Annotated in this window: 20 protein-coding genes and 1 riboswitch; of the genes, 15 read left to right on the forward strand and 5 right to left on the reverse strand. The window is 64.1% G+C overall.

The window, feature by feature from the left end; genetic code table 11:
* The 4 genes from QGV54_RS03700 (at nt 1) to QGV54_RS03715 (ending at nt 5,046) form a co-directional block, all read left to right on the forward strand.
* Nucleotides 1-372: a sarcosine oxidase subunit delta gene (locus QGV54_RS03700; RefSeq protein WP_281018204.1), complete on the forward strand. Its 372-nt coding sequence runs from the start codon at nt 1-3 to the stop codon at nt 370-372.
* Nucleotides 369-3,407: a sarcosine oxidase subunit alpha family protein gene (locus QGV54_RS03705; protein ID WP_281018203.1), complete on the forward strand. Its 3,039-nt coding sequence runs from the start codon at nt 369-371 to the stop codon at nt 3,405-3,407. Before QGV54_RS03700 ends, QGV54_RS03705 begins: the two co-directional genes overlap by 4 nt.
* Complete coding sequence (locus QGV54_RS03710) at nt 3,404-4,039, forward strand: sarcosine oxidase subunit gamma family protein (RefSeq protein ID WP_281018202.1); 636 nt, start codon at nt 3,404-3,406, stop codon at nt 4,037-4,039. The genes QGV54_RS03705 and QGV54_RS03710 overlap by 4 nt, the downstream gene beginning before the upstream one ends.
* A gap of 59 nt (nt 4,040-4,098) precedes the next feature.
* A riboswitch (cobalamin riboswitch) is annotated at nt 4,099-4,314 on the forward strand.
* A gap of 48 nt (nt 4,315-4,362) precedes the next feature.
* Nucleotides 4,363-5,046 (forward strand): energy-coupling factor ABC transporter permease, encoded by a 684-nt coding sequence (locus tag QGV54_RS03715; protein WP_281018201.1) that lies wholly within the window; start codon nt 4,363-4,365, stop codon nt 5,044-5,046.
* Between the two features lie 66 nt (nt 5,047-5,112).
* Here the strand turns inward: QGV54_RS03715 and QGV54_RS03720 are convergent, their stop codons facing one another.
* Entirely contained in the window at nt 5,113-5,415 is a 303-nt protein-coding gene (locus QGV54_RS03720; protein ID WP_281018200.1) for a hypothetical protein, read from the reverse strand.
* Nucleotides 5,416-5,701: 286 nt separating this feature from the next.
* Between QGV54_RS03720 and pip the strand changes: the two genes are divergently transcribed.
* The 3 genes from pip to QGV54_RS03735 are packed head-to-tail and all read left to right on the forward strand — an operon-like array spanning nt 5,702 to nt 7,907.
* Nucleotides 5,702-6,670, forward strand: a complete 969-nt coding sequence (gene pip / locus QGV54_RS03725; RefSeq protein ID WP_281018199.1) for a prolyl aminopeptidase — start codon at nt 5,702-5,704, stop codon at nt 6,668-6,670.
* A gap of 8 nt (nt 6,671-6,678) precedes the next feature.
* Nucleotides 6,679-7,293: a histidine phosphotransferase family protein gene (locus tag QGV54_RS03730; RefSeq protein ID WP_281018198.1), complete on the forward strand. Its 615-nt coding sequence runs from the start codon at nt 6,679-6,681 to the stop codon at nt 7,291-7,293.
* 35 nt (nt 7,294-7,328) lie between these two features.
* Nucleotides 7,329-7,907 (forward strand): nitroreductase, encoded by a 579-nt coding sequence (locus tag QGV54_RS03735; RefSeq protein ID WP_281018197.1) that lies wholly within the window; start codon nt 7,329-7,331, stop codon nt 7,905-7,907.
* A 14-nt stretch (nt 7,908-7,921) separates the two neighbouring features.
* On the opposite strand, the gene QGV54_RS03740 is transcribed toward QGV54_RS03735, so the two are convergent.
* Entirely contained in the window at nt 7,922-9,277 is a 1,356-nt protein-coding gene (locus QGV54_RS03740; RefSeq protein WP_281018196.1) for an SAF domain-containing protein, read from the reverse strand.
* Nucleotides 9,278-9,340: 63 nt separating this feature from the next.
* The gene (locus tag QGV54_RS03745; protein ID WP_281018195.1) at nt 9,341-9,787 is read right to left on the reverse strand and encodes a hypothetical protein; all 447 of its coding nucleotides are present in this window, start codon (nt 9,785-9,787) and stop codon (nt 9,341-9,343) included.
* Nucleotides 9,788-10,065: 278 nt separating this feature from the next.
* On the opposite strand from QGV54_RS03745, the gene mdh reads away from it, so the two are divergent.
* The 7 genes from mdh to QGV54_RS03780 all read left to right on the forward strand — a co-directional run bounded on the left by mdh (nt 10,066) and on the right by QGV54_RS03780 (nt 19,898).
* A complete protein-coding gene (gene mdh / locus QGV54_RS03750; protein WP_281018194.1) occupies nt 10,066-11,028 on the forward strand; it encodes a malate dehydrogenase in 963 nt (320 codons plus the stop codon).
* A 171-nt stretch (nt 11,029-11,199) separates the two neighbouring features.
* Nucleotides 11,200-12,396: an ADP-forming succinate--CoA ligase subunit beta gene (gene sucC / locus QGV54_RS03755; RefSeq protein ID WP_281018193.1), complete on the forward strand. Its 1,197-nt coding sequence runs from the start codon at nt 11,200-11,202 to the stop codon at nt 12,394-12,396.
* Nucleotides 12,396-13,271, forward strand: a complete 876-nt coding sequence (gene sucD, locus QGV54_RS03760; RefSeq protein WP_281018192.1) for a succinate--CoA ligase subunit alpha — start codon at nt 12,396-12,398, stop codon at nt 13,269-13,271. Before sucC ends, sucD begins: the two co-directional genes overlap by 1 nt.
* Before the next feature lie 87 nt (nt 13,272-13,358).
* Nucleotides 13,359-16,265, forward strand: a complete 2,907-nt coding sequence (locus tag QGV54_RS03765; protein ID WP_281018191.1) for a 2-oxoglutarate dehydrogenase E1 component — start codon at nt 13,359-13,361, stop codon at nt 16,263-16,265.
* A 25-nt stretch (nt 16,266-16,290) separates the two neighbouring features.
* The gene (gene odhB / locus QGV54_RS03770) at nt 16,291-17,562 is read left to right on the forward strand and encodes a 2-oxoglutarate dehydrogenase complex dihydrolipoyllysine-residue succinyltransferase (RefSeq protein ID WP_281018190.1); all 1,272 of its coding nucleotides are present in this window, start codon (nt 16,291-16,293) and stop codon (nt 17,560-17,562) included.
* A gap of 52 nt (nt 17,563-17,614) precedes the next feature.
* Nucleotides 17,615-19,027: a dihydrolipoyl dehydrogenase gene (gene lpdA / locus QGV54_RS03775; RefSeq protein WP_281018189.1), complete on the forward strand. Its 1,413-nt coding sequence runs from the start codon at nt 17,615-17,617 to the stop codon at nt 19,025-19,027.
* A gap of 184 nt (nt 19,028-19,211) precedes the next feature.
* Complete coding sequence (locus QGV54_RS03780) at nt 19,212-19,898, forward strand: DUF5765 domain-containing protein (RefSeq protein ID WP_281018188.1); 687 nt, start codon at nt 19,212-19,214, stop codon at nt 19,896-19,898.
* Between the two features lie 95 nt (nt 19,899-19,993).
* Here QGV54_RS03780 and QGV54_RS03785 read toward each other — a convergent pair whose 3' ends face one another.
* Together QGV54_RS03785 and QGV54_RS03790 are read right to left on the reverse strand one after the other, a co-directional pair.
* Nucleotides 19,994-20,515, reverse strand: coding sequence for a hypothetical protein (locus tag QGV54_RS03785; RefSeq protein ID WP_281018187.1), 522 nt, complete (start codon nt 20,513-20,515; stop codon nt 19,994-19,996).
* Complete coding sequence (locus QGV54_RS03790) at nt 20,515-21,387, reverse strand: sulfurtransferase (RefSeq protein WP_281018186.1); 873 nt, start codon at nt 21,385-21,387, stop codon at nt 20,515-20,517. The genes QGV54_RS03785 and QGV54_RS03790 overlap by 1 nt, the downstream gene beginning before the upstream one ends.
* Before the next feature lie 108 nt (nt 21,388-21,495).
* Here QGV54_RS03790 and QGV54_RS03795 point away from each other — a divergent pair, with 108 nt between their 5' ends.
* Nucleotides 21,496-22,434 (forward strand): aminotransferase class IV, encoded by a 939-nt coding sequence (locus QGV54_RS03795; RefSeq protein WP_281018185.1) that lies wholly within the window; start codon nt 21,496-21,498, stop codon nt 22,432-22,434.
* Nucleotides 22,435-22,528 lie beyond the last annotated feature (94 nt).

Below are 22,528 nucleotides of genomic sequence, written 5' to 3' on the forward strand. Positions count from 1 at the left end.
ATGTTCGTCATCGATTGCCCCAATTGCGGTGCCCGCGACCAGTCGGAGTTCACCTATGCCGGTGAGGCCCATATCGCCCGTCCGACGGACTCCGAGAACATGACGGACGCGGAATGGGCGGAGTTCGTGTTCATGCGCACCAATACCAAGGGCCTGTTCGCGGAGCGCTGGTGGCATGCCACGGGCTGCCGCAAGTTCTTCAACATGCTGCGCAACACGGCGACGGACGAGATTCATGCCGTCTACCGCATCGGCGAGAAGCCGCCGAAGGTGACCGCCGACCTGCCCGCCACACCGGCAGGCGAAGCCTCCATCGGTTCCGGCAATGATGCGGTGAAGATCATGACCCGCGATGAGGAGGCCGCATCGTGAGCCAGCCATACAGGATTCCCGGACGGGGGCTGATCAATCGGGACCGTTCGGTCAGCTTCACCTTCGACGGGCGCGAGATTCCGGGCTACGAGGGCGATACGATCGCCTCGGCCCTGCTGGCCAACGGCGAGATCATGGTCGGCCGCAGTTTCAAGTATCACAGGCCGCGTGGCATCGTCGGCGCAGGCGGCGACGACCCGGCAGCCATGGTGCAGATCGGTTCCGACCCGGCCTCCACCGATCCCAACGTCATGGTGACGACGCGGGAGATCCATGCAGGGCTGGAGGCCCGGTCGCAGAACTGCTGGCCCAGCCTGAAGCATGACGTCGGTGTGCTGAACGATGTCTTCATGCGCTTCTTCCCTGCCGGGTTCTACTACAAGACCTTCATGGGGTCGGACCGGTTCCGCTGGCTGAACTGGATGACGTTCGAGCCGTTCATCCGCCGCGCCGCCGGCCTGGGCAAGTCACCGACGAAGCCGGATCCGGACAGTTACGAGTCCGTCAACCGCCACTGCGATGTGCTGGTGATCGGTGCGGGGCCTGCCGGCCTTGCGGCTGCCGCGAACGCGGCCCGGTCCGGGGCGCGCGTGATCCTGGTGGAGGAGACCGACCGTCTGGGTGGCAGCCTGAATGCCACCGACCCGGATGGCACCACCATCGGCGGCAAGGCACCGGCAGACTGGATTGCGGACCAGACCGCGAAACTGGCCGAGCATCCTGAGGTCACGGTGCTGACCCAGACCACCGCTTTCGGCTATTACGCGATGAACTTCGTCGGGCTGATCGAGCGGGTGAAGGATCATCTGCCGGAGCATCGGCGCGACCGTCGGCAGCCACGCCAGCGGGTCTGGCGGGTCCGGGCGAAGCAGGTCGTGCTGGCCACGGGCGCCATTGAGCGTCCACTGGTGTTCAACGAGAACGACCGGCCCGGAATCATGCTGGCCGGGGCCGTGCGGACATTCCTGAACCGTTACGGGGTGCTGGCAGGCAAGCGGGTCCTGATCTTCACCAACAACGACAGTGCCTGGCAGACGGCGTTCGACATCCGCGCTGCCGGGGGCGAGGTCGCCGGGATCGTGGATCTGCGCCGGGAACTGAACGAGGCCATGGCGCTGCGGGCGCTGAAGGCGGGTATTGCCGTCTACCCGCGTACCGCCATTGTCGGCACCCATGGCCGACACCGCATCGACAGTGCCTTCGTTTCCAGTCTGGATGACAACGGCAATGTGCGTGGCTCCCGCAGCCGTATCGAGTGTGACCTGATCGCGGTCTCGGGTGGCTGGAACCCGAATGTTGCGCTGTTCGCCCAGTCTCGCGGCAAGCTGAAGTGGGATGAGGAACTGGCCAGTTTCCGTCCCGGGCTTTCGTGGCAGCAGGAACGCTCCGCCGGTGCCTGCAACGGCACCCTGGAACTGCAGGAAGTGCTCGCGGAGGGCTCGAAGGCCGGGCTGGAGGCGGCGCGGGCAGCCGATTTCACGGTGCGTGCGATCAGGCAGCCCGAGGTCAGGACCGATGCTGTCGAGACCCTGAACCTGGTTCCGGTGTGGCAGGTGCCCTCCGGGCTGCCGCGGGAGAAGACCAAGGCCTTCGTCGATCTGCAGGATGACGTGAAGGCGTCGGACCTGCAGCTGGCGACAGAGGAAGGCTATGACTCGGTCGAGCACACCAAGCGCTACACCACCCAGGGCATGGGTACCGACCAGGGCAAGATCTCCAACGTCAATGCCTTCGGCATCATGGCGGAGGCACGTGGCATCACCGTACCGGAAGTGGGCACGACGACGTTCCGCCAGCCCTACCGTCCCGTGACCATCGGTGCGCTGGGCGGCCAGCACGTGGGCGCGCATTTCATGCCGCGCCGGGGCACGCCGATGCATGCCTGGCATCTGGAGCAGAAGGCCATCTTCGAACCCGTCGGTGACTGGCTTCGCGCCCGGGCCTATCCGAAACCGGGCGAGAGCTTTCACGACGCGGTCCAGCGGGAGGCGAAGGCGGCGCGTACCACCGCCGGAATCCTGGACGCGACGACGCTGGGCAAGATCGACATTCGCGGCAAGGATGCGCGCACGTTCCTGAACCGGGTCTATACCAATGCCTGGTCCAAGCTGGCGCCGGGCCGGTGCCGCTATGGCCTGATGCTCGGGGAAGACGGGATGGTCAGTGACGACGGTGTCACGGCCTGCATCGCCGATGACCATTTCCACATGACCACCACCACCGGCGGCGCGGCGAGCGTGCTGCAGAAGCTGGAAGATTATCTGCAGACCGAATGGCCGGACCTGGACGTCTGGCTGACCACGGTGACGGAGCAATGGGCCGTTGCTGCGGTCTGCGGTCCGAAGGCGGAGGAGATCGTTGCATCCGTGGTCGAAGGGATCGACCTGGATCCGGAGGAATTTCCCTTCATGACCTGGCAGGACGGCACCGTCGGTGGCATTCCGGTGCGGGTGTTCCGCGTGTCCTTCACGGGCGAGACATCCTACGAGATCAACATCCCGGCCACCTATGGGCGCTGGCTTTGGGAGGAACTGATCGCGGCAGGCAAGCCACACGGCCTGACGCCTTATGGCACCGAAGCGATGCATCTGCTGCGGGCGGAGAAGGGTTTCATCATCGTCGGACAGGAAACGGACGGAACCGTGACGCCCGGCGATCTGCGCATGGACTGGGCCGTCGCGAAGAAGAAGGGCGACTTCATCGGCAAGCGGTCCCTGTCGCGCAGCGACACCGTGCGCGATGACCGCAAGCAACTGGTCGGACTGCTGACCGTCGATGGCGACCATGTTCCGATGGAAGGGGCGCAGATCATCGGCACGCCGGAGGAGCCGGCACCGCCGGTTCCGATGCTGGGACACGTGACGTCGGCCTATTTCAGTCCCAACCTCGGCCGTTCCATCGCCATGGCGATGGTCAAGCGCGGCGGCCAGCGAATGGGGGAGACGGTCTGGATTGCCCGCCTGGGTGACAAGCCGGTACCCGCGAAGATCGTGCATTACGACTTTCTGGGTGACGCCGTGGGAGAGGCCGCATGAACGCCACCGTGACTGCCCCCGTTCGCCGTTCTCCGCTGGCGCACCGTTCGGCGATGTCCGCGCCTGATGACCTGCTGCACCTGAGCGAGCGGGCGTTCGACGCCAAGATCGTGCTGCGCGGATTGCCGGAGGTGCTGGCACCCGCGATCGAGAAGGTCACCGGACTGGCGATGCCGGAGGCGACCCGCAGTACCGCGAACGATGCGCACCGGCTGCTCTGGCAGTCGCCGGACGAGTTCCTGCTGCTGGGGCCGGTGGACGGTGAACCGGAACTGATGACGGCACTGACGGCTGAACTTGATGGCCGGCATGTGCAGATCGTGAATGTCACCGACTACCATACGACCCTTGTTCTCTCCGGCCCGAAGGCGCGGGAGACCCTGATGACCCTTTCGACGCTGGACCTGCATCCGCGCGGCTTCACTGTGGATCAGGTTGCGGGCACGACCTTCGGCCATGCGCTGGGCTGGCTGGTGCAGACCGGGGATGATGCGGCAGAGGGCGGACCGGTCTTCGAGGTGCTGGTACGCTGGTCCCACGCCGATTACCTGTTCTGCGAACTGACCCATGGCGCGCGCGCCTTCGGCATGCCGGAGGCAAGGCCGGTCAGTGGTGAACTGATGGAAATCTGATACCCGGCCCGGACGACCCTGCAATACCGTTTCGGGGATTGTCCGGTGCAGGCTGATCCTGCATCCTCCGAGGTGATGGTTCCGCCAAGCAGACGTGCGGCGGATTGAATGGGAACATGGTGAGGACGACCCCAGAGGGACCGAATCCATGGCTGCCCCCGCAACTGTGAGCGGCAAGCGACACCCGATGATCCACTGGCCCCGAAGGGGGCTGGGAAGGGGGGTGAAGCCAAGACCCGCGAGCCAGGAGACCTGCCATCACCGTCCGTGCGTTCAGCGCACGTCAATTGAAAGTCGCACGGTGGGTGCGCGAAGGAGGCTACATGCATATCGAACCAGGCGTCGTTGATGGCGCCAGGATAATCCTCAGCTATGGCACAGCCGCAGCTTCCGTTGGGCTGCTCGGCAAGATGGCTCTGGATACCATTCGCCACGATGGCGGAGTCACCGCGCTGGCAACGCGCAGTCTGGCGACCACGGCGCTGGTCTTCTGCTTCTTCGAGTTGCTGCCGCACTATCCGGTGGGCGTGTCGGAGGTTCACCTGATCCTTGGCTCCACGCTGTTCCTGATCTTTGGTGCGGGACCGGCGGCAATCGGTCTTTCGCTCGGACTGCTGTTGCAGGGCCTGTTGCTTGCGCCGTTCGATCTGCCGCAATACGGCATGAACGTCACCACACTGCTGGTGCCGCTCTGGGGTCTGAGCCTGCTGGCAAGGAAGATCATTCCGCCCCATACACCCTATGTCGAGGTCAGGTACTGGCAGGCGCTGGCACTCTCGACCGCCTATCAGGGCGGGATCGTCGCCTGGGTCGCCTTCTGGGCGTTCTATGGCAACGGCTTCGGTGCGGAGAGCCTGGCAGCCGTCGGTACCTTCGGTGCCGCCTACATGACGGTCATCCTGCTGGAACCGCTGGTGGACCTCGGGGTGCTTGCCGCTGCCAAGCTGACGGCTCCGCGGAAGAATGCCCACCTGGTTCAGAACCGGCTGCATCACGCCGCAGTCTGATGTGAAGTTCCCCCGGCGCAGACCAGCGTCGGGGGCTTCTGCCGACCGGGGCTTCCGGTGGCCGGATCAGGTCTTTTCGGAATTGTCCGTCAGTTTGCTGATCGGATCACTCATGAACATCAGCTCGCACCGTTCTCCCGCGACCTCGCGGGCCTCCGACGCCGTCAATTCTGTCTGCGCCTCGACAGCGCTGGCCAGAGACTGGATGCAGTGGGACCTGGCCTCCACCAGTGCAAGGGACTGGTCCTGCTCCGCGGCGGGGGCAACGGGTTCAACAGCGAAGGGCCCGAGCGCTGACATTGCCGCGCCACAAAAAGTGACACAGAATGTGACTGCGATCAGAAAACGTCGTATGCGCAGGGTCGACATGCCTAGGCAAGTTTCCTCAGTGGGGGCGTTGATGCCTCTTTGAACGCGTCAACGCAATTGCCAGGCCAGTAATCAGTCTGAAGCATGCCTGCCTGTTCGCGTTCCTGGAATGACAGGCATCACAAACCGTCAACGATTTCTCAACCATTGCGTTGCCGATGCTGCGGCCCCGGAGCGGGCCACCTGAAAAGTGTGGAAATGCCGGGGTGGCGATGGTACCCCCGGCGTGTTCCCGGGCCGGGACGCATCGGGAGCGCGCCATGAATGCAGTTATCCAGAGGATGATATGCCCGATACCCTGAGCCGCCGCACTCTCTACCCCCGGATCGATCCCTACGATCTCGGGTTCCTTGCGGTTTCCGACCGCCACACGATCCACTACGAGCAATGCGGAAATCCGCAGGGCAAGCCCGTGGTGGTCGTTCATGGCGGCCCGGGTGGCGGCAAGAAGCCCGATGACCGCCGCTTCTTCGACCCGGAAGCCTATCGCATCATCCTGTTTGACCAGCGTGGCTGCGGCATGAGCTGCCCGCACGCGGATCTGCAGGAGAATACGACCTGGGACCTGGTCGCGGACATGGAGCGGCTGCGGGAGCATCTGAACATCGACCGCTGGCAGATCTTCGGTGGTTCATGGGGCAGTGCGCTGGGGCTGGCCTATGCGGAAAGCCATCCCGACCGGGTCAGCGAACTTGTCCTGCGGGGCATCTTCACCCTGCGAAAGTCGGAATTGCGCTGGTTCTATCAGGATGGTGCCGGCGCGATCTATCCCGATGCCTGGGAAGACTATGTGGCGACCATCCCGGAAGATGAACGCGGGGACATGATCGCCGCCTATTACCGGCGTCTGACTTCCGATGACCGGGACGTGCAACTGGCCGCGGCGCGGGCGTGGAGCATGTGGGAAGGCGGGACACTCAGTCTCCATGCCGATCCGGGCCGGGTCAGTGACTTTGCGGACGCGGACTTCGCCCTCGCCTTTGCCCGTATCGAGTGCCACTACTTCGTCAACGAGGGCTTCTTCGACCATGACGGCTGGCTGATCGACAATGTGGACCGGATCCGGCACCTGCCCTGTACCATCGCGCAGGGCCGCTATGATGTCGTCACCCCGATGATGACCGCCTGGGCCCTGCACAAGGCCTGGCCGGAGGCGGACTTCCGGGTGGTTCCGGACGCGGGTCACGCGGGGTCGGAGCCTGGCATCGTCGATGAACTGATCCGCGCGACGGACGCCTATCGGATGAAGGCCTGATTGCCGACATGACTGATCTCAATTTCTCCTCGCTGCTTTGCTCACGTCTCTGCCATGACCTCGTCGGCCCGATTGGTGCGCTCTCCAACGGCATCGAACTGATCGAGCTGGAGGATGATCCGGCCATGGCGGTCGACGCGCTGGACCTGCTGAAGATGTCCGCTGGCAATGCCGCCATCCGACTGAAGTTCCTGCGCCTCGTGTTCGGGGCCTCCGGTGGTGACGCGGTGCCGCTTGCGGTATCGGAGGCGCGGGCGACCACGCTCGACTTCTACGCCGATCACCGGCTGAAGATCGACTGGCCGGAAAGTGACGGTCCGGACCCGGCGAAGAACCGTGTGCGCCTGCTGCTGAACATGATCATGACGGCGGCTTTCGGCATGGTGCGGGGCGGTGTGCTTTCCGTGGTGCTGTCCGATGACGAACTGCGTGTCGTCGCCGAACACGAGCGCGCCGAGCTGCCCGATGAAGTGCTGACAGCGCTGTCCGGCGAACGGGCTGCTGCCACGGTGGAGGATGCGCGGATCATCGAGGCGTTTCACGCGGGCTTGCTGGCCCGGGCATCCGGACTGACCCTGCGCACGGAGACGGGTGCTGGCCGGTTTGTCATTTCCGCATCCTGATCTACGTGTCAGGTATCCACTGCAGGAGTTGAACCATGGACGCGCTTGATCTGATCACCAACCGGGCCTCCGTACCGCCGCGCCTGCATGAGGGAACACCGCTGGATGATGCGGTGCTGGCGCAGATCTTCGCGACAACCGTCACCGCACCGGATCACGGACTGCTGCGGCCCTATCGTTTCGTCACCATCCAGGGCGCGGCGCGGGAGGCGCTTGGCGATGTCTTTGCCGAGGCCGTGAAGCAGCGCATGCCTGATGCGGAACCCGGCGTGGTCGAGAAGGACCGCCAGAAGCCGTTGCGGTCGCAGACGCTGGTGGCGGTCATTGCCTGCATCACGCCGGATCATCCCAAGGCCCCGGAGATGGAGCAGATCCTGACTGCGGGCATGGCGGGCTACAACATGATCCTGGCGGCCCAGGCCATGGGCTATGGCGGCATCTGGCTGACCGGTGCACCGACATACGACGCCCATGTGCAGGCGGCCCTGAAGATCGGCGCGCAGGAGAAACTGCTGGGCTTCGTCTACCTCGGCCAGCCGAAGCGCGACTTCAAGGCGCCCCGCCGTCCCGACTGGCGCGACTTCTTCAGTGCCTGGGGCGAAGGGGAAGGCTGAGGCCGCTTGCGGTGTCAGTCCGCGCTGTTGCGGGTGCGGAACACGTTCTCCATCTCGCGGCGATAGGCGACGGTCGGGTCACTCTCGTCGATCTCCACGTCGTCATAGGTCAGGACCGCATCCTCAGCCATGTCGTGGCGCAGCCTGACGCCATGGGCAAGACCCAGGGGCAGGCAGCCGTCCATCAGTGAATCATCGGCACGGCGCAGCTTGCCGTAGACCGTGAAGCCACCCTCGCCATCCAGTGTCTCACCGGCCTTCAGCGCGCGTTTCGCGGTGGCGACGACGTCGCCGCGGAAGCCGTTCGCGGATCCGGTGGCCTCCCCCCGCAGGGCGGCGGATGCGACCGAGACCCCCAGTTCCAGGCCGATGAGGTGATAGGGCCGCCAGAGCGCCGCATAGTCGCCGGACGGATCCGTCACCAGGCCGTAGTCGGAGAAGCAGTTGCGGACATATTCATCCGGCGCGCGGAAGGTGACATAGACCCCCCAGCGCAGGTCGTTGGGCACCGGCTGGCCCTCGTGCGTCTCGCAGGAAACGACTTCCACCGTGCCGTCCGTGTCCAGCAGCCCGCCGACCGCGCGGGGCCGGAGCAGGGTCGACAGTTCGTCCACCGATGCGGGCGGAAAGGCCAGGCCCTTGCGCTCCGGCGTCAGGCGGCAGGCGTTCGAGACGGCAGCCATCTCGATCGCGGACTTGGTCCCATCCAGAAAGGAATTGAACATCTGCGGGTTCATGCCCGATGCCGCGGCCCGCTCCGGTGACAGCCCATAATGGGACCAGACGGTGTCGGGGGTGGAGCGGTGGTAGATGGGACGGTATTTCGTGCCCTTGCCCGCACAGACCACGTCCAGTCCGATGGCGCGTGCCCAGTCCACCTGTTCGGCGATCAGCGCGGGCTGGTCGCCATAGGCCATGGAATAGACCACCCCGGCACGGTTTGCCTCCTCCGCCAGCAGGGGCCCGGCCAGCACGTCAGCCTCCACATTCACCATGATGACATGCAGGCCGTGCGCGAAGGCTGCGCGGGCATGGCGGATACCTGCCGCCGGGTGCCCCGTGGCATCGATGATGACGTTCATGCCGTCCTGCGTGATCAGCGCCATGGCATCCTGCCCGCACCAGGTCATCCCGCTGGAGATCGCATCGCCCGGCGTGCGTGCGGCAAGCTGTTCGTCGGGCCAGCCCGTGTCACGGCAGGACTGCCGCGCCCGGCCCTCCGACAGGTCGGCTATGCCGACGACATGGATGCCGGGGGTGCGGCGCGCCTGCGCCAGAAACATCGAGCCGAACTTGCCGGCCCCGATCAGGCCAACGCGCACGGGTTCGCCGAGTTCTTGTGCTTCCAGCAGCAGTGCATGCAGATTCAAGGCGCGTTCCCTTCCAGCTTGTTGTTGGCCGGAGGATATACGCAGTGCCCGATGGCGATAAGCCTATAGTTCGCGGGCAATCTCGGCGTCGGGGCGGGTGCCGTAGACCGCGATGGTCGCCTCGGTGCCATCATGCAGCTCGATGCGCCGATGGCCAACCACCACCAGGTCGCCGTCCTGCACCTCGCCGACAACGCCCTTGAAATCCTTCTCGGTGGCCTCGGAACCGACGGATTCACAGATATTGCGGTCTTCGCGGACCATGCCCTCCATCACGCGGCAGTCATCGCCGGTCACGATGTCCAGTGCCAGGTCGGTTGCCCCCTTGTTGAAGGCCACGGTCCCGGTCAGCGACGCGATGGAGATGAATTCGCTGATGCCGACACCCGCGGCGAAGGGGGCGGCGCAGCCGCCCATCATGGGCAGGGACAGCAGCAACAGACCGGCAGTGAGCGTGCGCGTCCGTCGTTGGCCGGTGCGGCGTTCGGGGCGGTGCTGTCGTGCAGCCATATCGGCATTTCCCTTCGTGTCGCGGCGCCTCAGCGAATCGCGAATCAAACGAATCATGTCGAATATCCCTGTGCCCTGTCGGCTTCGCAAGTGCGAAGGGATGGCCGGGACCCTCTCAGATGGCTTTTCCATACCCGGCGTCGTCTGGTATGGAGGCACGGGAGATCGGTTGGTGAGACTTTCGCATCTGCGAAATCGGGGCTGCCGGTCCGCTTGTTATTTCCGCTGCTCCGGTGTCCGGAGCGGCGTCTTCGCTCAGCCTGAAAGGAATCGGCAATATGGCACGCAGGAAAATCGCACTGATTGGTGGTGGCAACATCGGTGGGACGCTGGCGCATCTGGCTGCGCTGAAGCAGCTTGGTGATGTTGTGGTCTTCGACATTGTCGAGGGTCTGCCGCAGGGCAAGACGCTGGACCTCGCCGAATCGGCACCGGTCGACGGCTTCAACGTCGGCCTCTCCGGCACCCAGGACTATGCCGACATCGCCGGCGCCGACGTCATCATCGTGACCGCCGGTGTGGCGCGGAAGCCGGGCATGAGCCGCGACGACCTGCTGGGCATCAACATCAAGGTCATGCAGGCGGTGGGTGAGGGCATCAAGACCCACGCCCCCGACGCCTTCGTCATCTGCATCACCAACCCGCTGGATGCGATGGTCTGGGTGCTGCAGAAGATCTGCGGCCTGCCGACAAACAAGGTCGTCGGCATGGCGGGCGTGCTCGATTCGGCGCGGTTCCGCTTCTTCCTGTCGGAGGCGATGAGCGTCTCGGTCGAGGACGTGACGGCCTTCGTGCTTGGCGGCCATGGCGACACCATGGTGCCGTCCACCCGCTACACCACGGTCGCCGGTGTGCCGATGCCGGACCTGGTGAAGATGGGCTGGATCACGCAGGAGAAGCTTGACCAGATCGTCCAGCGCACCCGCGATGGCGGCGCGGAGATCGTCGGCCTGCTGAAGACCGGCTCCGCCTTCTATGCCCCGGCCACCGCCGCGATCCAGATGGCTGAGGCCTATCTGGGTGACGAGAAGCGTGTCCTGCCCTGCGCCGCCTACCTGTCCGGCGAGTTCGGCGTGGACGACATGTATGTCGGCGTTCCGGTGCTGATCGGCGCCGGCGGCGTGGAGCGGATCATGGAGATCGAACTGAATGCCGACGAAAAGGCCGGCTTCGACAAGTCCGTCGATGCCGTGCGCGGCCTGATCGACGCCTGCAAGGGCATCAATCCCGCCCTGGCCTGATCGCCGGTCCTGTGTGTATTGCCCGGCACCGCCGCAAGGTTGGTGCTGGGCGGTTGCGCCCTGCGGGGGCGGCGGTTAGGTTGACCGCGTCCGGTCGGGGCCGTCCAGGATCATGTGGGGGAAGGCCTTGTGTCGGCCCGTCCCTGGTTTCCAACGATTATCCGGAACATCATGAACATTCACGAATATCAGGCAAAGGCGCTGCTGCGTAAGTACGGCGTTGCCACACCGAAGGGCGCGCCCGCGTTCACGGTCGAGGAGGCGGTCAAGGCCGCCAATGAGCTGGGCGGTCCCGTATGGGTCGTGAAGTCCCAGATCCATGCTGGCGGTCGCGGTGCCGGTCGGTTCCAGGGCAAGCCGGACGGCAAGGGGGGCGTGCGCGTCTCCACGTCCGTTGACGATGTCCGCACCAATGCCGAGGAAATGCTGGGCCACGTGCTGGTGACCAAGCAGACCGGTGAAGCGGGCAAGGAGGTCAAGCGCCTCTATATCGAGGATGGCTGCGACATCGCGCGTGAGCTCTACCTCTCCGTGCTGCTGGACCGCGCGACGAGCGCCGTGACCTTCATCGCCTCCGCCGAGGGCGGCATGGAGATTGAGGAGATCGCCGAGACCAACCCGGAGAAGATCCTGCGTTGCCCGGTCGATCCGGCGACGGGTATCCAGGGACATCACTGCCGCCGCATCGCCTATTTCCTGGGCCTCGAGGGCGATCAGGTGAAGTCGGCGTCCAGGTTCATCACCGCGCTCTACAACGCGTTCATCGAGCTGGATGCCAGCCTGGTGGAGATCAATCCGCTGGTCGTGACCGGCGCGGGGGAGGTCATCGCCCTCGACGCCAAGATGAACTTCGACGACAACGCGCTTTACCGCCACAAGGACGTGGCTGAACTGCGCGACGTGGAGGAAGAGGATCCGATGGAGGTCAAGGCCTCCGAATACGACCTCAACTACGTCAAGCTGGACGGTTCCATCGGCTGCATGGTGAATGGTGCGGGCCTGGCCATGGCGACCATGGACATCATCAAGCTCTATGGCTCCGAGCCTGCCAACTTCCTGGATGTCGGCGGTGGCGCGACGCGGGAAAAGGTCACGGAAGCCTTCAAGATCATCCTGTCCGATCCCAACGTGCAGGGCATCCTGGTCAATATCTTCGGTGGCATCATGCGCTGTGATGTCATTGCCGAAGGTGTTGTTGCCGCGGCCCGCGAGGTTGCGCTCGACAAGCCGCTGGTCGTGCGGCTGGAGGGCACCAACGTGGACCTGGGCAAGAAGATCATGGCCGAGTCGGGGCTGACCATCATTGCTGCCGACAACCTGGCCGATGCGGCCGAGAAGATCGTCACTGCGGTGAAGGAGGCTGCCTGATGTCCACTCTCGTCAATTCTGACACCAAGGTCATCTGCCAGGGCTTTACCGGCAAGCAGGGGACATTCCATTCCGAACAGGCGATTGCCTACGGGACCAAGATGGTCGGCGGCACCAGCCCCGGCAAGGGCGGCTCCGAGCATCTGGGCCTGCCGGTGTTCGACACCGTGGCCGACGCAGTCGACCGCACGGGTGCCAATGCATCGGTGATCTATGTTCCGCCGCCGTTCGCGGCCGACGCGATCATGGAGGCGATTGCGGCCGAACTGCCGCTGATCGTCTGCATCACCGAGGGCATTCCGGTGCTCGACATGGTGAAGGTGAAGCAGGCGCTGAAGACCTCCGGCAGCCGCCTGATCGGCCCGAACTGCCCCGGCATCATCACGCCGGACGAGTGCAAGATCGGCATCATGCCCGGCCATATCCACAAGCGTGGCTCGGTCGGCATCGTTTCCCGCTCCGGCACGCTGACGTACGAGGCGGTGGCCCAGACCACGGCGACGGGCCTTGGGCAGACGACCTGCATCGGTATCGGTGGTGATCCGGTCAACGGCACCAACTTCATCGACTGCCTGGACCTGTTCCTGAAGGATGACGAGACCGAGTCGATCATCATGATCGGCGAGATCGGTGGCAGCGCGGAAGAAGAGGCTGCAGAATTCCTTAAGGCGTCTAAGGTAAAGAAACCCGTTGTGGGCTTCATCGCCGGTGTCACGGCCCCTCCGGGTCGGCGCATGGGCCATGCCGGTGCCATCATCGCCGGTGGCAAGGGCGGTGCCGAGGACAAGATGGAGGCCATGCGGTCAGCCGGAATCGCGGTGGCGGATTCGCCCGCCGCGCTGGGCACCACGCTGGTGGAGCTGCTGAAAGGATAGGGGTCGGGCAGAATATCGCCAGACCACCCGCACCCGGAGGCAAATGTCAGGAAAGGGACGCGGGGGAAAGCCCCGCGCCAACAACAGATGGGCGTTCAAGAACTCGGAGCAGGCTTTCTCAACGGTGCCAACACGGCCTTCATCGAAGGGCTCTACCAGAAATATCTGGAGGACCCGACTTCGGTCGATGAAAGCTGGGCGCAGTTCTTCAGCGAGGTCGGCGACGACATCGCGACCGTTGAGCGAGAGGCTCAGGGCCCGAGCTGGGGCCGCACGACCGAGGAGATGGGGGTCGATGACCCCTATGAGCTGATCGGTCCCGCGGTCAAGGCGGCGCAGCGATCGGAGCAGTTGGGGCATTCGGAGGCGCGGGCGGCGACGCTCGACAGTCTCCGGGCCCTGATGCTCATTCGTGCCTATCGGGTGCGCGGTCACCTGATCGCCAACCTCGACCCGCTGCAGCTCGATCCGCCGACCGTCCATCCGGAACTTGACCCGAAGACCTATGGCTTCGCCGAGGCGGACATGGACCGCCCGATCTTCCTGGACAATGTGCTGGGCATGGAAACCGCGACGATGCGGGAAATCATCGACGTGGTCCGCAAGGTCTATTGCGGCACCATCGCGGTCGAATACATGCACATCCAGAGTCCGGAGCAGAAGTCCTGGATCCAGCAGCGGATCGAGGGACCGGACAAGGACGTCACCTTCACGATGATGGGTCGCAAGGCGATCCTCAACAAGGTGACGGAAGCAGAGGGCTTCGAGAGCTTCCTGAACGTCAAGTATACCGGTACCAAGCGCTTCGGGCTGGATGGTGGCGAGGCGCTGATCCCGGCGATGGAAGCGATCATCAAGCGCGGCGGCCAGCTCGGGGTGAAGGAAATCATTCTCGGCATGCCGCATCGCGGTCGCCTGAACGTGCTGACCAGTGTCATGGGCAAGCCGTTCCGCGCCGTGATCTCCGAATTCCAGGGCAATGCGGCCAACCCGTCGGACGTGCAGGGGTCGGGTGATGTGAAGTATCACCTCGGCACCTCTTCCGACCGGGAGTTCGACGGCAACAAGGTGCATCTGTCCCTGACCGCCAACCCGTCGCATCTGGAGGCGGTCGATCCGGTCGTCATCGGCAAAGCGCGGGCAAAGATCCGCCAGATAGGCTTCGACAGCTGGCGTCAGGTCATGCCGGTCCTGATGCATGGCGATGCGGCCTTCGCCGGCCAGGGTGTGGTTGCCGAATGCCTCGGCCTGTCGGGTCTGAAGGGCTATCGCGTCGGCGGCACGCTGCACATCATCGTCAACAATCAGATCGGCTTCACGACCGCGCCGAAATATTCGCGTTCGTCGCCTTACCCGTCCGATGTGGGCAAGATGGTGGCTGCGCCGATCTTTCACGTGAACGGCGATGATCCGGAGGCCGTGGTGCACGCCGCCAAGGTGATCACGGAATTCCGTCAGGAATTCGGGGTCGATGTGGTGCTGGACATGTTCTGCTATCGCCGGCACGGCCACAACGAGGGTGACGAGCCGTCGTTCACGCAGCCAATCATGTACCGCAAGATCTCGTCCCATCCGACCACGCGCCAGATCTATGCAAAGAAGCTGGAAGAGGAAGGCACGCTCAAGGCCGGCGACGGCGACGCGATGGTGACCGACTTCCGCAAGTTCCTGGAAGAGGAATTCGAGGCCGCGACGTCCTACAAGCCCAACAAGGCCGACTGGCTGGAAGGCCGCTGGCAGGGATTGCGCATCGCCCCGTTGGGGGATCGTCGCGGTGCCACGGCGGTACCGAAGGAGGTGCTGACCGAGATTGGCAAGGGCCTGACCCGGATTCCGGAGGGTTTCAACGCCCATCGGACCGTGAAGCGCCTGATGCAGGCCAAGGCGAAGATGTTCGAGACCGGGGAGGGCTTCGACTGGGCCACGGCGGAGGCGCTGGCCTTCGCCACCCTGCTGATGGAAAAGGTGCCGGTACGCCTCTCCGGGCAGGATTCCGGGCGCGGCACCTTCAGCCAGCGGCATTCCGTGCTGGTGGATCAGCAGACGGAAGACCGGTATCTGCCGCTGAACAACATCGCCGAGGATCAGGCCCCGTACGAGGTCGTCGATTCCATGCTGTCGGAAATGGCGGTTCTGGGATTCGAGTACGGCTTCAGCCTGGCCGAGCCGAATGCGCTGGTGCTGTGGGAGGCGCAGTTCGGTGACTTCGCGAATGGTGCGCAGGTCATCGTCGACCAGTTCCTGTCCACGGCCGAGCTGAAATGGCTGCGGATGAGCGGGCTGGTCATGCTGTTGCCGCACGGGCTTGAGGGGCAGGGGCCGGAGCACAGTTCCGCGCGTCTGGAGCGTTATCTGCAGCTCTGTGCGGAGGACAACCTGCAGGTGGCGAATGTCACCACGCCCGCGAACTACTTCCACATCCTGCGCCGCCAGATCCATCGCGACTTCCGCAAGCCGCTGATCCTGATGACGCCGAAGTCGCTGCTGCGCCACAAGGCCTGTGTCTCGACCATCGACGACATGGCGACCGGATCGTCGTTCCACCGGGTCCTCTACGAGGACAATCCGCCCTGTTCGCGCAAGGACACCAGGAAACTCATCCTCTGCTCCGGCAAGGTCTACTACGACCTGGTGGAGAAGCGGGAGGAACTGGGTGTCAAGGACGTGCAGGTGATGCGGGTCGAACAGCTCTATCCCTATCCGACCGAACCACTGGTCGAGGAGCTGAAGGGCTTCCGGGATGTGGAGAAGGTCATCTGGTGCCAGGAAGAGCCGAAGAACATGGGGGCATGGTTCTTTGTCCAGAACTGGCTGGAGGAATGCTTCCGGCTGGCGGACATGAAGAACGTGTCGCGTCCGAGCTACATTGGCCGTCCGCCGTCGGCCTCACCTGCGACGGGCCTGAACAAGACCCATGTGAAGGAGCAGGACATACTGTGCCGCAAGGCGTTGACGGGAACCCCGGCCGACGCCATGAACCGCGAGAATTACTGATTGCACCTGCGCGAGGGAGCGCCTGATGACCGTTGAAATCAAAGTCCCGACCATGGGCGAGTCGATCTCCGAAGCGACTGTCGGCCAGTGGTTCAAGCAGCCCGGCGACGCGGTTGCCGTGGATGATCCGCTGTGCGAACTGGAGACCGACAAGGTAACGCTGGAGGTCAATGCGACCACCGCTGGTGCCCTGGCCGAGATCCTGGCTGAAGAGGGCGCGACGGTTGGCGTCGGTGCCGTACTGGGCACCATCGATGAAGGTGCGGAAGGCAAGGCGGCTGCCACACCGAAGGCTGATCCGGCTCCGGCGAAGGCCGAAGCCGCACCGGCTCCGGCCAAGGCGGCACCGGCTGAGAAGCCGAAGGCCGCACCCGCACCCGACCGCAAGGTCGTGGCCATGGATTCGGCGAAGGAACTGGCCGAAGCCAAGGGCGTCAGCCTGGCCGGCATCGAAGGCACCGGCAAGGATGGTCGCGTGACCCGCGCCGACGTCGCCCGCGCCATTGCGGAGGGTCGGGCGAAGCAGGCGGAACGGCAGACCGCCGCCCCCGCCATGGCGGTTTCCGCTCCCGGGTCGTCCGGACCGCGCCCGGAGGAAGATCGGGAGGAACGGGTGCGGATGACGCGTCTGCGCCGCACCATCGCCGGTCGCCTGAAGGAAGCGCAGAACAACGCCGCCATGCTGACCACCTTCAACGAGGTGGACATGACGGAAGTCATGGCGCTGCGGTCGGAACACAAGGACGCCTTCGAGAAGAAGCACGGCGCGCGTCTGGGCTTCATGTCCTTCTTCGTGAAGGCCTGCATCGCCGGTCTGAAGGATCTGCCCGCCGTGAATGCGGAGATCGACGGCGATGACGTGATCTACAAGAACTACTATCACATCGGTGTCGCGGTCGGCACGCCGAACGGTCTGGTGGTGCCGGTGGTGCGCGATGCGGACCAGCTCTCCATCGCCGGGCTGGAGTCCACCATCGCCGGTCTGGGCCTGAAGGCCCGCGACGGCAAGCTGGGCCTGAACGACCTGCAGGGCGGCACCTTCACCATCTCCAACGGCGGTGTCTATGGCTCCCTTATGTCGACGCCGATCCTGAACCCGCCGCAGTCGGGCATCCTGGGGATGCACAAGATCCAGCAGCGTCCCATGGAAGTGAACGGGGAGATCAAGCTGCGCCCGATGATGTACCTGGCGCTGTCCTATGATCACCGCATCATCGACGGGCGGGAGGCGGTGACCTTCCTGGTCCGGGTCAAGGAATGCCTGGAAGATCCCCGGCGCATGATCCTGGACCTCTGAGGTCCGGCCGAGAGAGAAACAGCACGCACACCGATCCTGATAGGCGAAGAGCATGTCTGAAGAGAAGCGTTACGATCTGGTCATCATCGGTGGCGGTCCCGGTGGTTACGTCGCGGCCATCCGCGCCGCCCAGAACGGGCTGTCCGTTGCCTGTGTCGAGATGCGCGGGCGGCTTGGGGGCACCTGCCTGAACGTCGGCTGCATCCCCTCCAAGGCAATGCTGCAAAGCTCCCATCTCTTCGAGGAAGCGCGCGATCACTATGATGTCCACGGCATTCAGACCAGCGGCGTGAAGCTGGATCTGAAGACCATGCTGGGCCGCAAGGACAAGGTCGTCACCGACCTGACCGACGGGATCGAGGGGCTCTTCAAGAAGAACAAGGTCGACTACATCATCGGTACCGGCCGGATCATCGACAATGAAACGGTCGAGGTCAGTCCCGGTGGCCGCAAGAAGAAGCAGACCCTGTCCACGGACACGATCCTGATCGCCACCGGCTCGGAAGTGGCCACGATCCCGAATGTGGAGATCGACGAGAAGCGCATCATTTCCTCCACCGGCGCGCTGGAACTGTCGAAGGTGCCGAAGTCGATGATCGTCATTGGCGGCGGTTATATCGGTCTGGAGCTGGGTTCGGTCTGGCGGCGTCTTGGTGCCGAGGTGACCGTGGTCGAGTTCCTGGACCGTATCACCCCCGGCATGGACGGCGAGATTTCCAAGCGCATGAAGGTGATCCTGGAAAAGCAGGGCATCAAGTTCATGATGGGCACCAAGGTGACCGAGGCCAAGGCGCTGAAGACCAAGGTCAACCTGACAGTGGAACCGGCCAAGGGCGGCGATGCCCAGACGCTGGATGCCGAGGTGGTGCTGGTCTCCGTCGGCCGCCGCCCCTACACGGAGGGACTGGGCCTCGAGAATGTCGGTGTCGAGACGGATCGTGGCTTCATCACCGTTGATGAGCACTTCCAGACCTCCGCGCCCGGCATCTTTGCCATCGGCGATGTCATTCCCGGCCCGATGCTTGCGCACAAGGCGGAGCATGAGGGCGTGGTTGTCGCGGACTACCTCGCTGGAGAGCCGGGGCATGTGAACTACGAAACCGTGCCCGGCGTCGTCTACACCTGGCCCGAAGTTGCCTCCATCGGTCGGACCGAGGAGCAACTCAAGGAAGCGGGCGTGAAGTACGCCGTCGGCAAGTTCCCCTTCTCGGCCAATTCCCGTGCCCGCACGGTGGGGGAGAAAGACGGTCTGGTGAAGATGATCGCCGACAAGGAAACCGATCGCGTGCTGGGGGTTCACATCATCGGCCCCGATGCCGGAACCATGATTCACGAGGCACTGGCGGCGATGGAACTTGGCGGCACTGCACATGAGATCGCGGAGATGTGTCACGCCCATCCGACCCTGAACGAGGCGGTCAAGGAAGCGGCACTGGCGGTCCACAAGCGCACGATCAACATCTGAACCACTCCGGCAAGCGACTGGAGCCGTCCGGAATGCGGTCAGGCAGTGGAGCAATCCAGTGCTCCCGCTTGCAAGTGGCGAACACGACCTGAGTTGATTCGGCCCCGACCAGAGATATATCCCCCTGCTGCCGAGCGAAATGCTAGTATCGGCAATGTGTTGGGGATTATCAGTCTCGCTGGCCATGACAGGTGCCGGCGCCGCCGCGACGGTCATCACGATCAGGCAGAAGCGCGCCAGTGCCATACCGCTGACCATCGCCTATTTCACGGCCATGGAAGGGCTGCAGGCAGCCGGTTACCTCGTGGCGGGCAATTGTTCCGCCCCGGCCAATCAGGTCATTACCTTCTTCTCGCTGCTGCACATCATTTTCCAGCCATTCTTCATCAACGCATTCGCAATGGAACTGAGCCGGTCGCGGATTCGTCCCCTGGCGCGGATTCTGGCCTACGGGGCCTGTGCGTTCTCCGCTTCCTTCATGTTGCTGCAACTCTATCCCTTTGCGTGGGCAGGCTCATGCCGGGTGGGAATGTCCCTGTGCGGAGAAACGATGTGCACGATGCTCGGCGAATGGCATATCGCATGGGCGGCGCCGTTCAATGGCATCGTGAACATGTCGGGATTCGATATCAGTCTGCCGGGTGCGTTTCCGACCTATGTAGTGGCGGCGTTCCTGGCTCCACTTCTGTATGGCGCGTGGCGGTTTGTGCTCTTTCACGCGCTCTTCGGGCCGGTCCTGGCGAGCTTGCTCACCGACAATCCAAACGAGATGCCGGCAATCTGGTGTTTTCTCTCCATCGGGATCGTCACCATCAGCCTGTCACCGCGACTCTGGAAGTCGCTGGCGGCGAAGCCGGTTGCCCATGGATAGCTGGAAGCTGAATCACGGTCCGGCAGGCAGATGGGCAGTTCATTCGGTCAGGCAACCTCCTGTTCCGGCAGCAGTGTGCCCGGCCACCTGTCGTCCTACCAGCGCGGACAGTCACCACGTTTGGTGAAATTGCGCAGGGACAGCAGGTACTGTTCCACAGCGGATCTGACGGCGGCGGTGCATTGCCCGATTTCGGTCTTCAGGGTGTTGCGATAGAGCCCCATGGCAATGCCATGGGTCACCGAAATTGCCGAGATCTGACGTTCCGACCAGCACCCGCTGTTCCGCTCCCGTTCCATCAGGGGCAGGTATGACTGGTTGCCCCAGTCCAGGTCACAGAACTCCGCGAAGGCAGAACCGGCACCGCTGGAAATGACCTGTTCCGTCATGTCCCGCGGCAGCATGCCGTCGATCTTCTCGATGGCATTGGCCGGTTCGCAGGGGGTGCCGCCGCAATCGCCTACCTGGATGTTTGCCACCACCAGATCCGAAACCTCCTTCACCACGCTCTGATCGATCTCCTGGATCATGGAGGGCTCCTCCGCAGCCTGTACGCCGCCGCTGAGCAGGCAACCAGCAAGAAGCAGGGTGAACAGGCGGATCTTGCGAGAAATCATCAGCTATCGGTCTCCATGGGCAGCTCGGGGTTCACGCACCATTCGGTCAGGGAGTTGTCGTACAGCGCCACGTCATCGCGGCCCAGCAGGGCCATGACGAAGGCCGGTGTCGTTGCGGCGATGCCGCCACCGCAATAGGTGACGACGGGGCCGGAGCCATCCGCGCCCACATCGTCCAGCATCTTCTGCAACTGCGGCAGGGGCAGGAACGCCTTCGTCACCGGGTCCAGCATCTCCCGCGCGGGCAGGTTGACGCTGCCCGCGATCCTGCCAGGACGTCCGTAGTGCGTGCCTCCGGTGCCGGAATGCTGGTCCCGCCCCAGGGCGTTGAGTACCGTGGTGCCCGCCTCCGCCAGCGCCGCGCTGACCCTTGCCTGGTCGGCGATCAGCTCCGGACGGGGACGGGGCGTGAAGGTCGCGGGCGGATGCCGGACGCTGCCGCTTTCCGTCGGGCGTCCTTCCGCCTCCCACTTGTCGATGCCGCCATCCAGAACCGCCGCATTGTCGAAGCCGAAGGTCCGCAGCATCCACCAGACACGGGTCGCCCACATGGGATGGAACCGGCTGTAGAGCACGACACGGGTGTCATCGCCGATGCCGATACGACCGGCACCGTCGGCAAAACCCTCTGCCGTGGGCAGGGTGAAACGCAGGTTCGGATCGGGCCGGGAGAGGTCGGCCTGGATGTCGATGAACGCGGCACCCGGAATGTGCGCGGCCTGCCATTCCGCGATGCAGGGCTCGACGCGATAGGTGGATTCAGGATCAGGCGCCAGCCGCGTCGAGCAGTCGAAGATGCGCAGGTCGGGGTCATCCATGCTGTCGGCGAGTTCTGCCGTGCTGATCAGCCAGCGGGCCTGTCTATCGGTCATGTTGCTCCTCCCCGGAAGAAAACTGCGCGCCTGTCCAGCGATTGATGCGGTGTCGGGCTATACGGCCCGGTCGATTGGCGCGATCATGGTGGCCATGGAGGACCGATCATGAACGACCAGACACCCGTACGCCAGAGCGCCGTCGGTGACACCAACCCCTTCGCGGGCGGTTGCGCCTTTGTCGAGGGCGCCTATGTCCCGATCTCGGAGGCAAAGGTCTCCGTGCTCGACTGGGGCTTCAACAAGTCGGATGTGACCTATGACGTCGTGCATGTGCGCGACGGCGGGTTCTTCAGGCTGGACGATCACCTGGACCGCTTCTTCGCCTCCATGGCCGCACTGCGCATGAAGGTGCCGCACGACCGGGCGGAAATGGCGGAGATCCTGACCGAATGCGTGCGCCGGTCGGGGTTGCGCGATTCCTACGTCGCCATGGTGACGACGCGGGGGGTGCCTGCTCCCGGTCTGCCGCGCCTGCCCAGCCTGGTGACCAACCGTTTCATTGCCTATGCCATTCCCTGGGTGGATGTGATCAGCGAGGAAGTGCAGGAACGCGGCGCCCATCTGATCATCGCGAAGACACCACGCATTCCTGCTGCTTCCGTTGACCCGACAGTGAAGAACTATCACTGGGGGGACATGATCCGCGCCCTGTTCGAGGCGGAGGATGCAGGTGCCGATACGGCAGTGCTGCTGGACCAGGACGGCTACGTGACGGAGGGACCGGGCTTCAACGTCTTTGCGGTCATCGACGGCACGGTGGTCTCGCCTGACCGGGGCGCGCTGGAAGGGGTGACACGGCAATCCGTGCTCGATCTCTGCGCGAAGCTCGGCATTCCCTGTGAGGTCAGGCCCCTGACGGCCGATGAGTTGCGCGAAGCGGACGAGGTCTTCACCTCGACGACAGCCGGTGGCGTGATGCCTGCGTCACGCATCGACGGGCGCATCAAGGGCAATGACCGGCCGGGACCGGTGTCCATGCGCCTGAAGGAATCCTACTGGCAGTTCCACAAGGATGGCTGGCACATCACGCCCATCGACTACTGATTCCGCCGGAGGTTCCGCGATCATGTAGGGCAGGAATGGCCTGGACTCCCGTACCGGGAAGATCGAGATTGCGTCCCGGACGCTGACGCCGCCG

This window comes from Minwuia sp. IMCC3060 (assembly GCF_029909435.1).
GTDB lineage: Bacteria > Pseudomonadota > Alphaproteobacteria > Minwuiales > Minwuiaceae > Minwuia.

Excerpts from the sequence above, each read along its gene's own strand:
- QGV54_RS03700 (WP_281018204.1), top strand. The coding sequence starts at position 1 with ATGTTCGTCATCGATTGCCCCAATTGCGGTGCCCGCGACCAGTCGGAG.
- QGV54_RS03710 (WP_281018202.1), top strand. The coding sequence starts at position 3,404 with ATGAACGCCACCGTGACTGCCCCCGTTCGCCGTTCTCCGCTGGCGCAC.
- QGV54_RS03715 (WP_281018201.1), top strand. The coding sequence starts at position 4,363 with ATGCATATCGAACCAGGCGTCGTTGATGGCGCCAGGATAATCCTCAGC.
- QGV54_RS03720 (WP_281018200.1), bottom strand. The coding sequence starts at position 5,415 with ATGTCGACCCTGCGCATACGACGTTTTCTGATCGCAGTCACATTCTGT.
- pip (WP_281018199.1), top strand. The coding sequence starts at position 5,702 with ATGCCCGATACCCTGAGCCGCCGCACTCTCTACCCCCGGATCGATCCC.
- QGV54_RS03730 (WP_281018198.1), top strand. The coding sequence starts at position 6,679 with ATGACTGATCTCAATTTCTCCTCGCTGCTTTGCTCACGTCTCTGCCAT.
- QGV54_RS03735 (WP_281018197.1), top strand. The coding sequence starts at position 7,329 with ATGGACGCGCTTGATCTGATCACCAACCGGGCCTCCGTACCGCCGCGC.
- QGV54_RS03745 (WP_281018195.1), bottom strand. The coding sequence starts at position 9,787 with ATGGCTGCACGACAGCACCGCCCCGAACGCCGCACCGGCCAACGACGG.
- mdh (WP_281018194.1), top strand. The coding sequence starts at position 10,066 with ATGGCACGCAGGAAAATCGCACTGATTGGTGGTGGCAACATCGGTGGG.
- sucC (WP_281018193.1), top strand. The coding sequence starts at position 11,200 with ATGAACATTCACGAATATCAGGCAAAGGCGCTGCTGCGTAAGTACGGC.
- sucD (WP_281018192.1), top strand. The coding sequence starts at position 12,396 with ATGTCCACTCTCGTCAATTCTGACACCAAGGTCATCTGCCAGGGCTTT.
- QGV54_RS03765 (WP_281018191.1), top strand. The coding sequence starts at position 13,359 with ATGGGCGTTCAAGAACTCGGAGCAGGCTTTCTCAACGGTGCCAACACG.
- odhB (WP_281018190.1), top strand. The coding sequence starts at position 16,291 with ATGACCGTTGAAATCAAAGTCCCGACCATGGGCGAGTCGATCTCCGAA.
- lpdA (WP_281018189.1), top strand. The coding sequence starts at position 17,615 with ATGTCTGAAGAGAAGCGTTACGATCTGGTCATCATCGGTGGCGGTCCC.
- QGV54_RS03780 (WP_281018188.1), top strand. The coding sequence starts at position 19,212 with ATGACAGGTGCCGGCGCCGCCGCGACGGTCATCACGATCAGGCAGAAG.
- QGV54_RS03785 (WP_281018187.1), bottom strand. The coding sequence starts at position 20,515 with ATGATTTCTCGCAAGATCCGCCTGTTCACCCTGCTTCTTGCTGGTTGC.
- QGV54_RS03790 (WP_281018186.1), bottom strand. The coding sequence starts at position 21,387 with ATGACCGATAGACAGGCCCGCTGGCTGATCAGCACGGCAGAACTCGCC.
- QGV54_RS03795 (WP_281018185.1), top strand. The coding sequence starts at position 21,496 with ATGAACGACCAGACACCCGTACGCCAGAGCGCCGTCGGTGACACCAAC.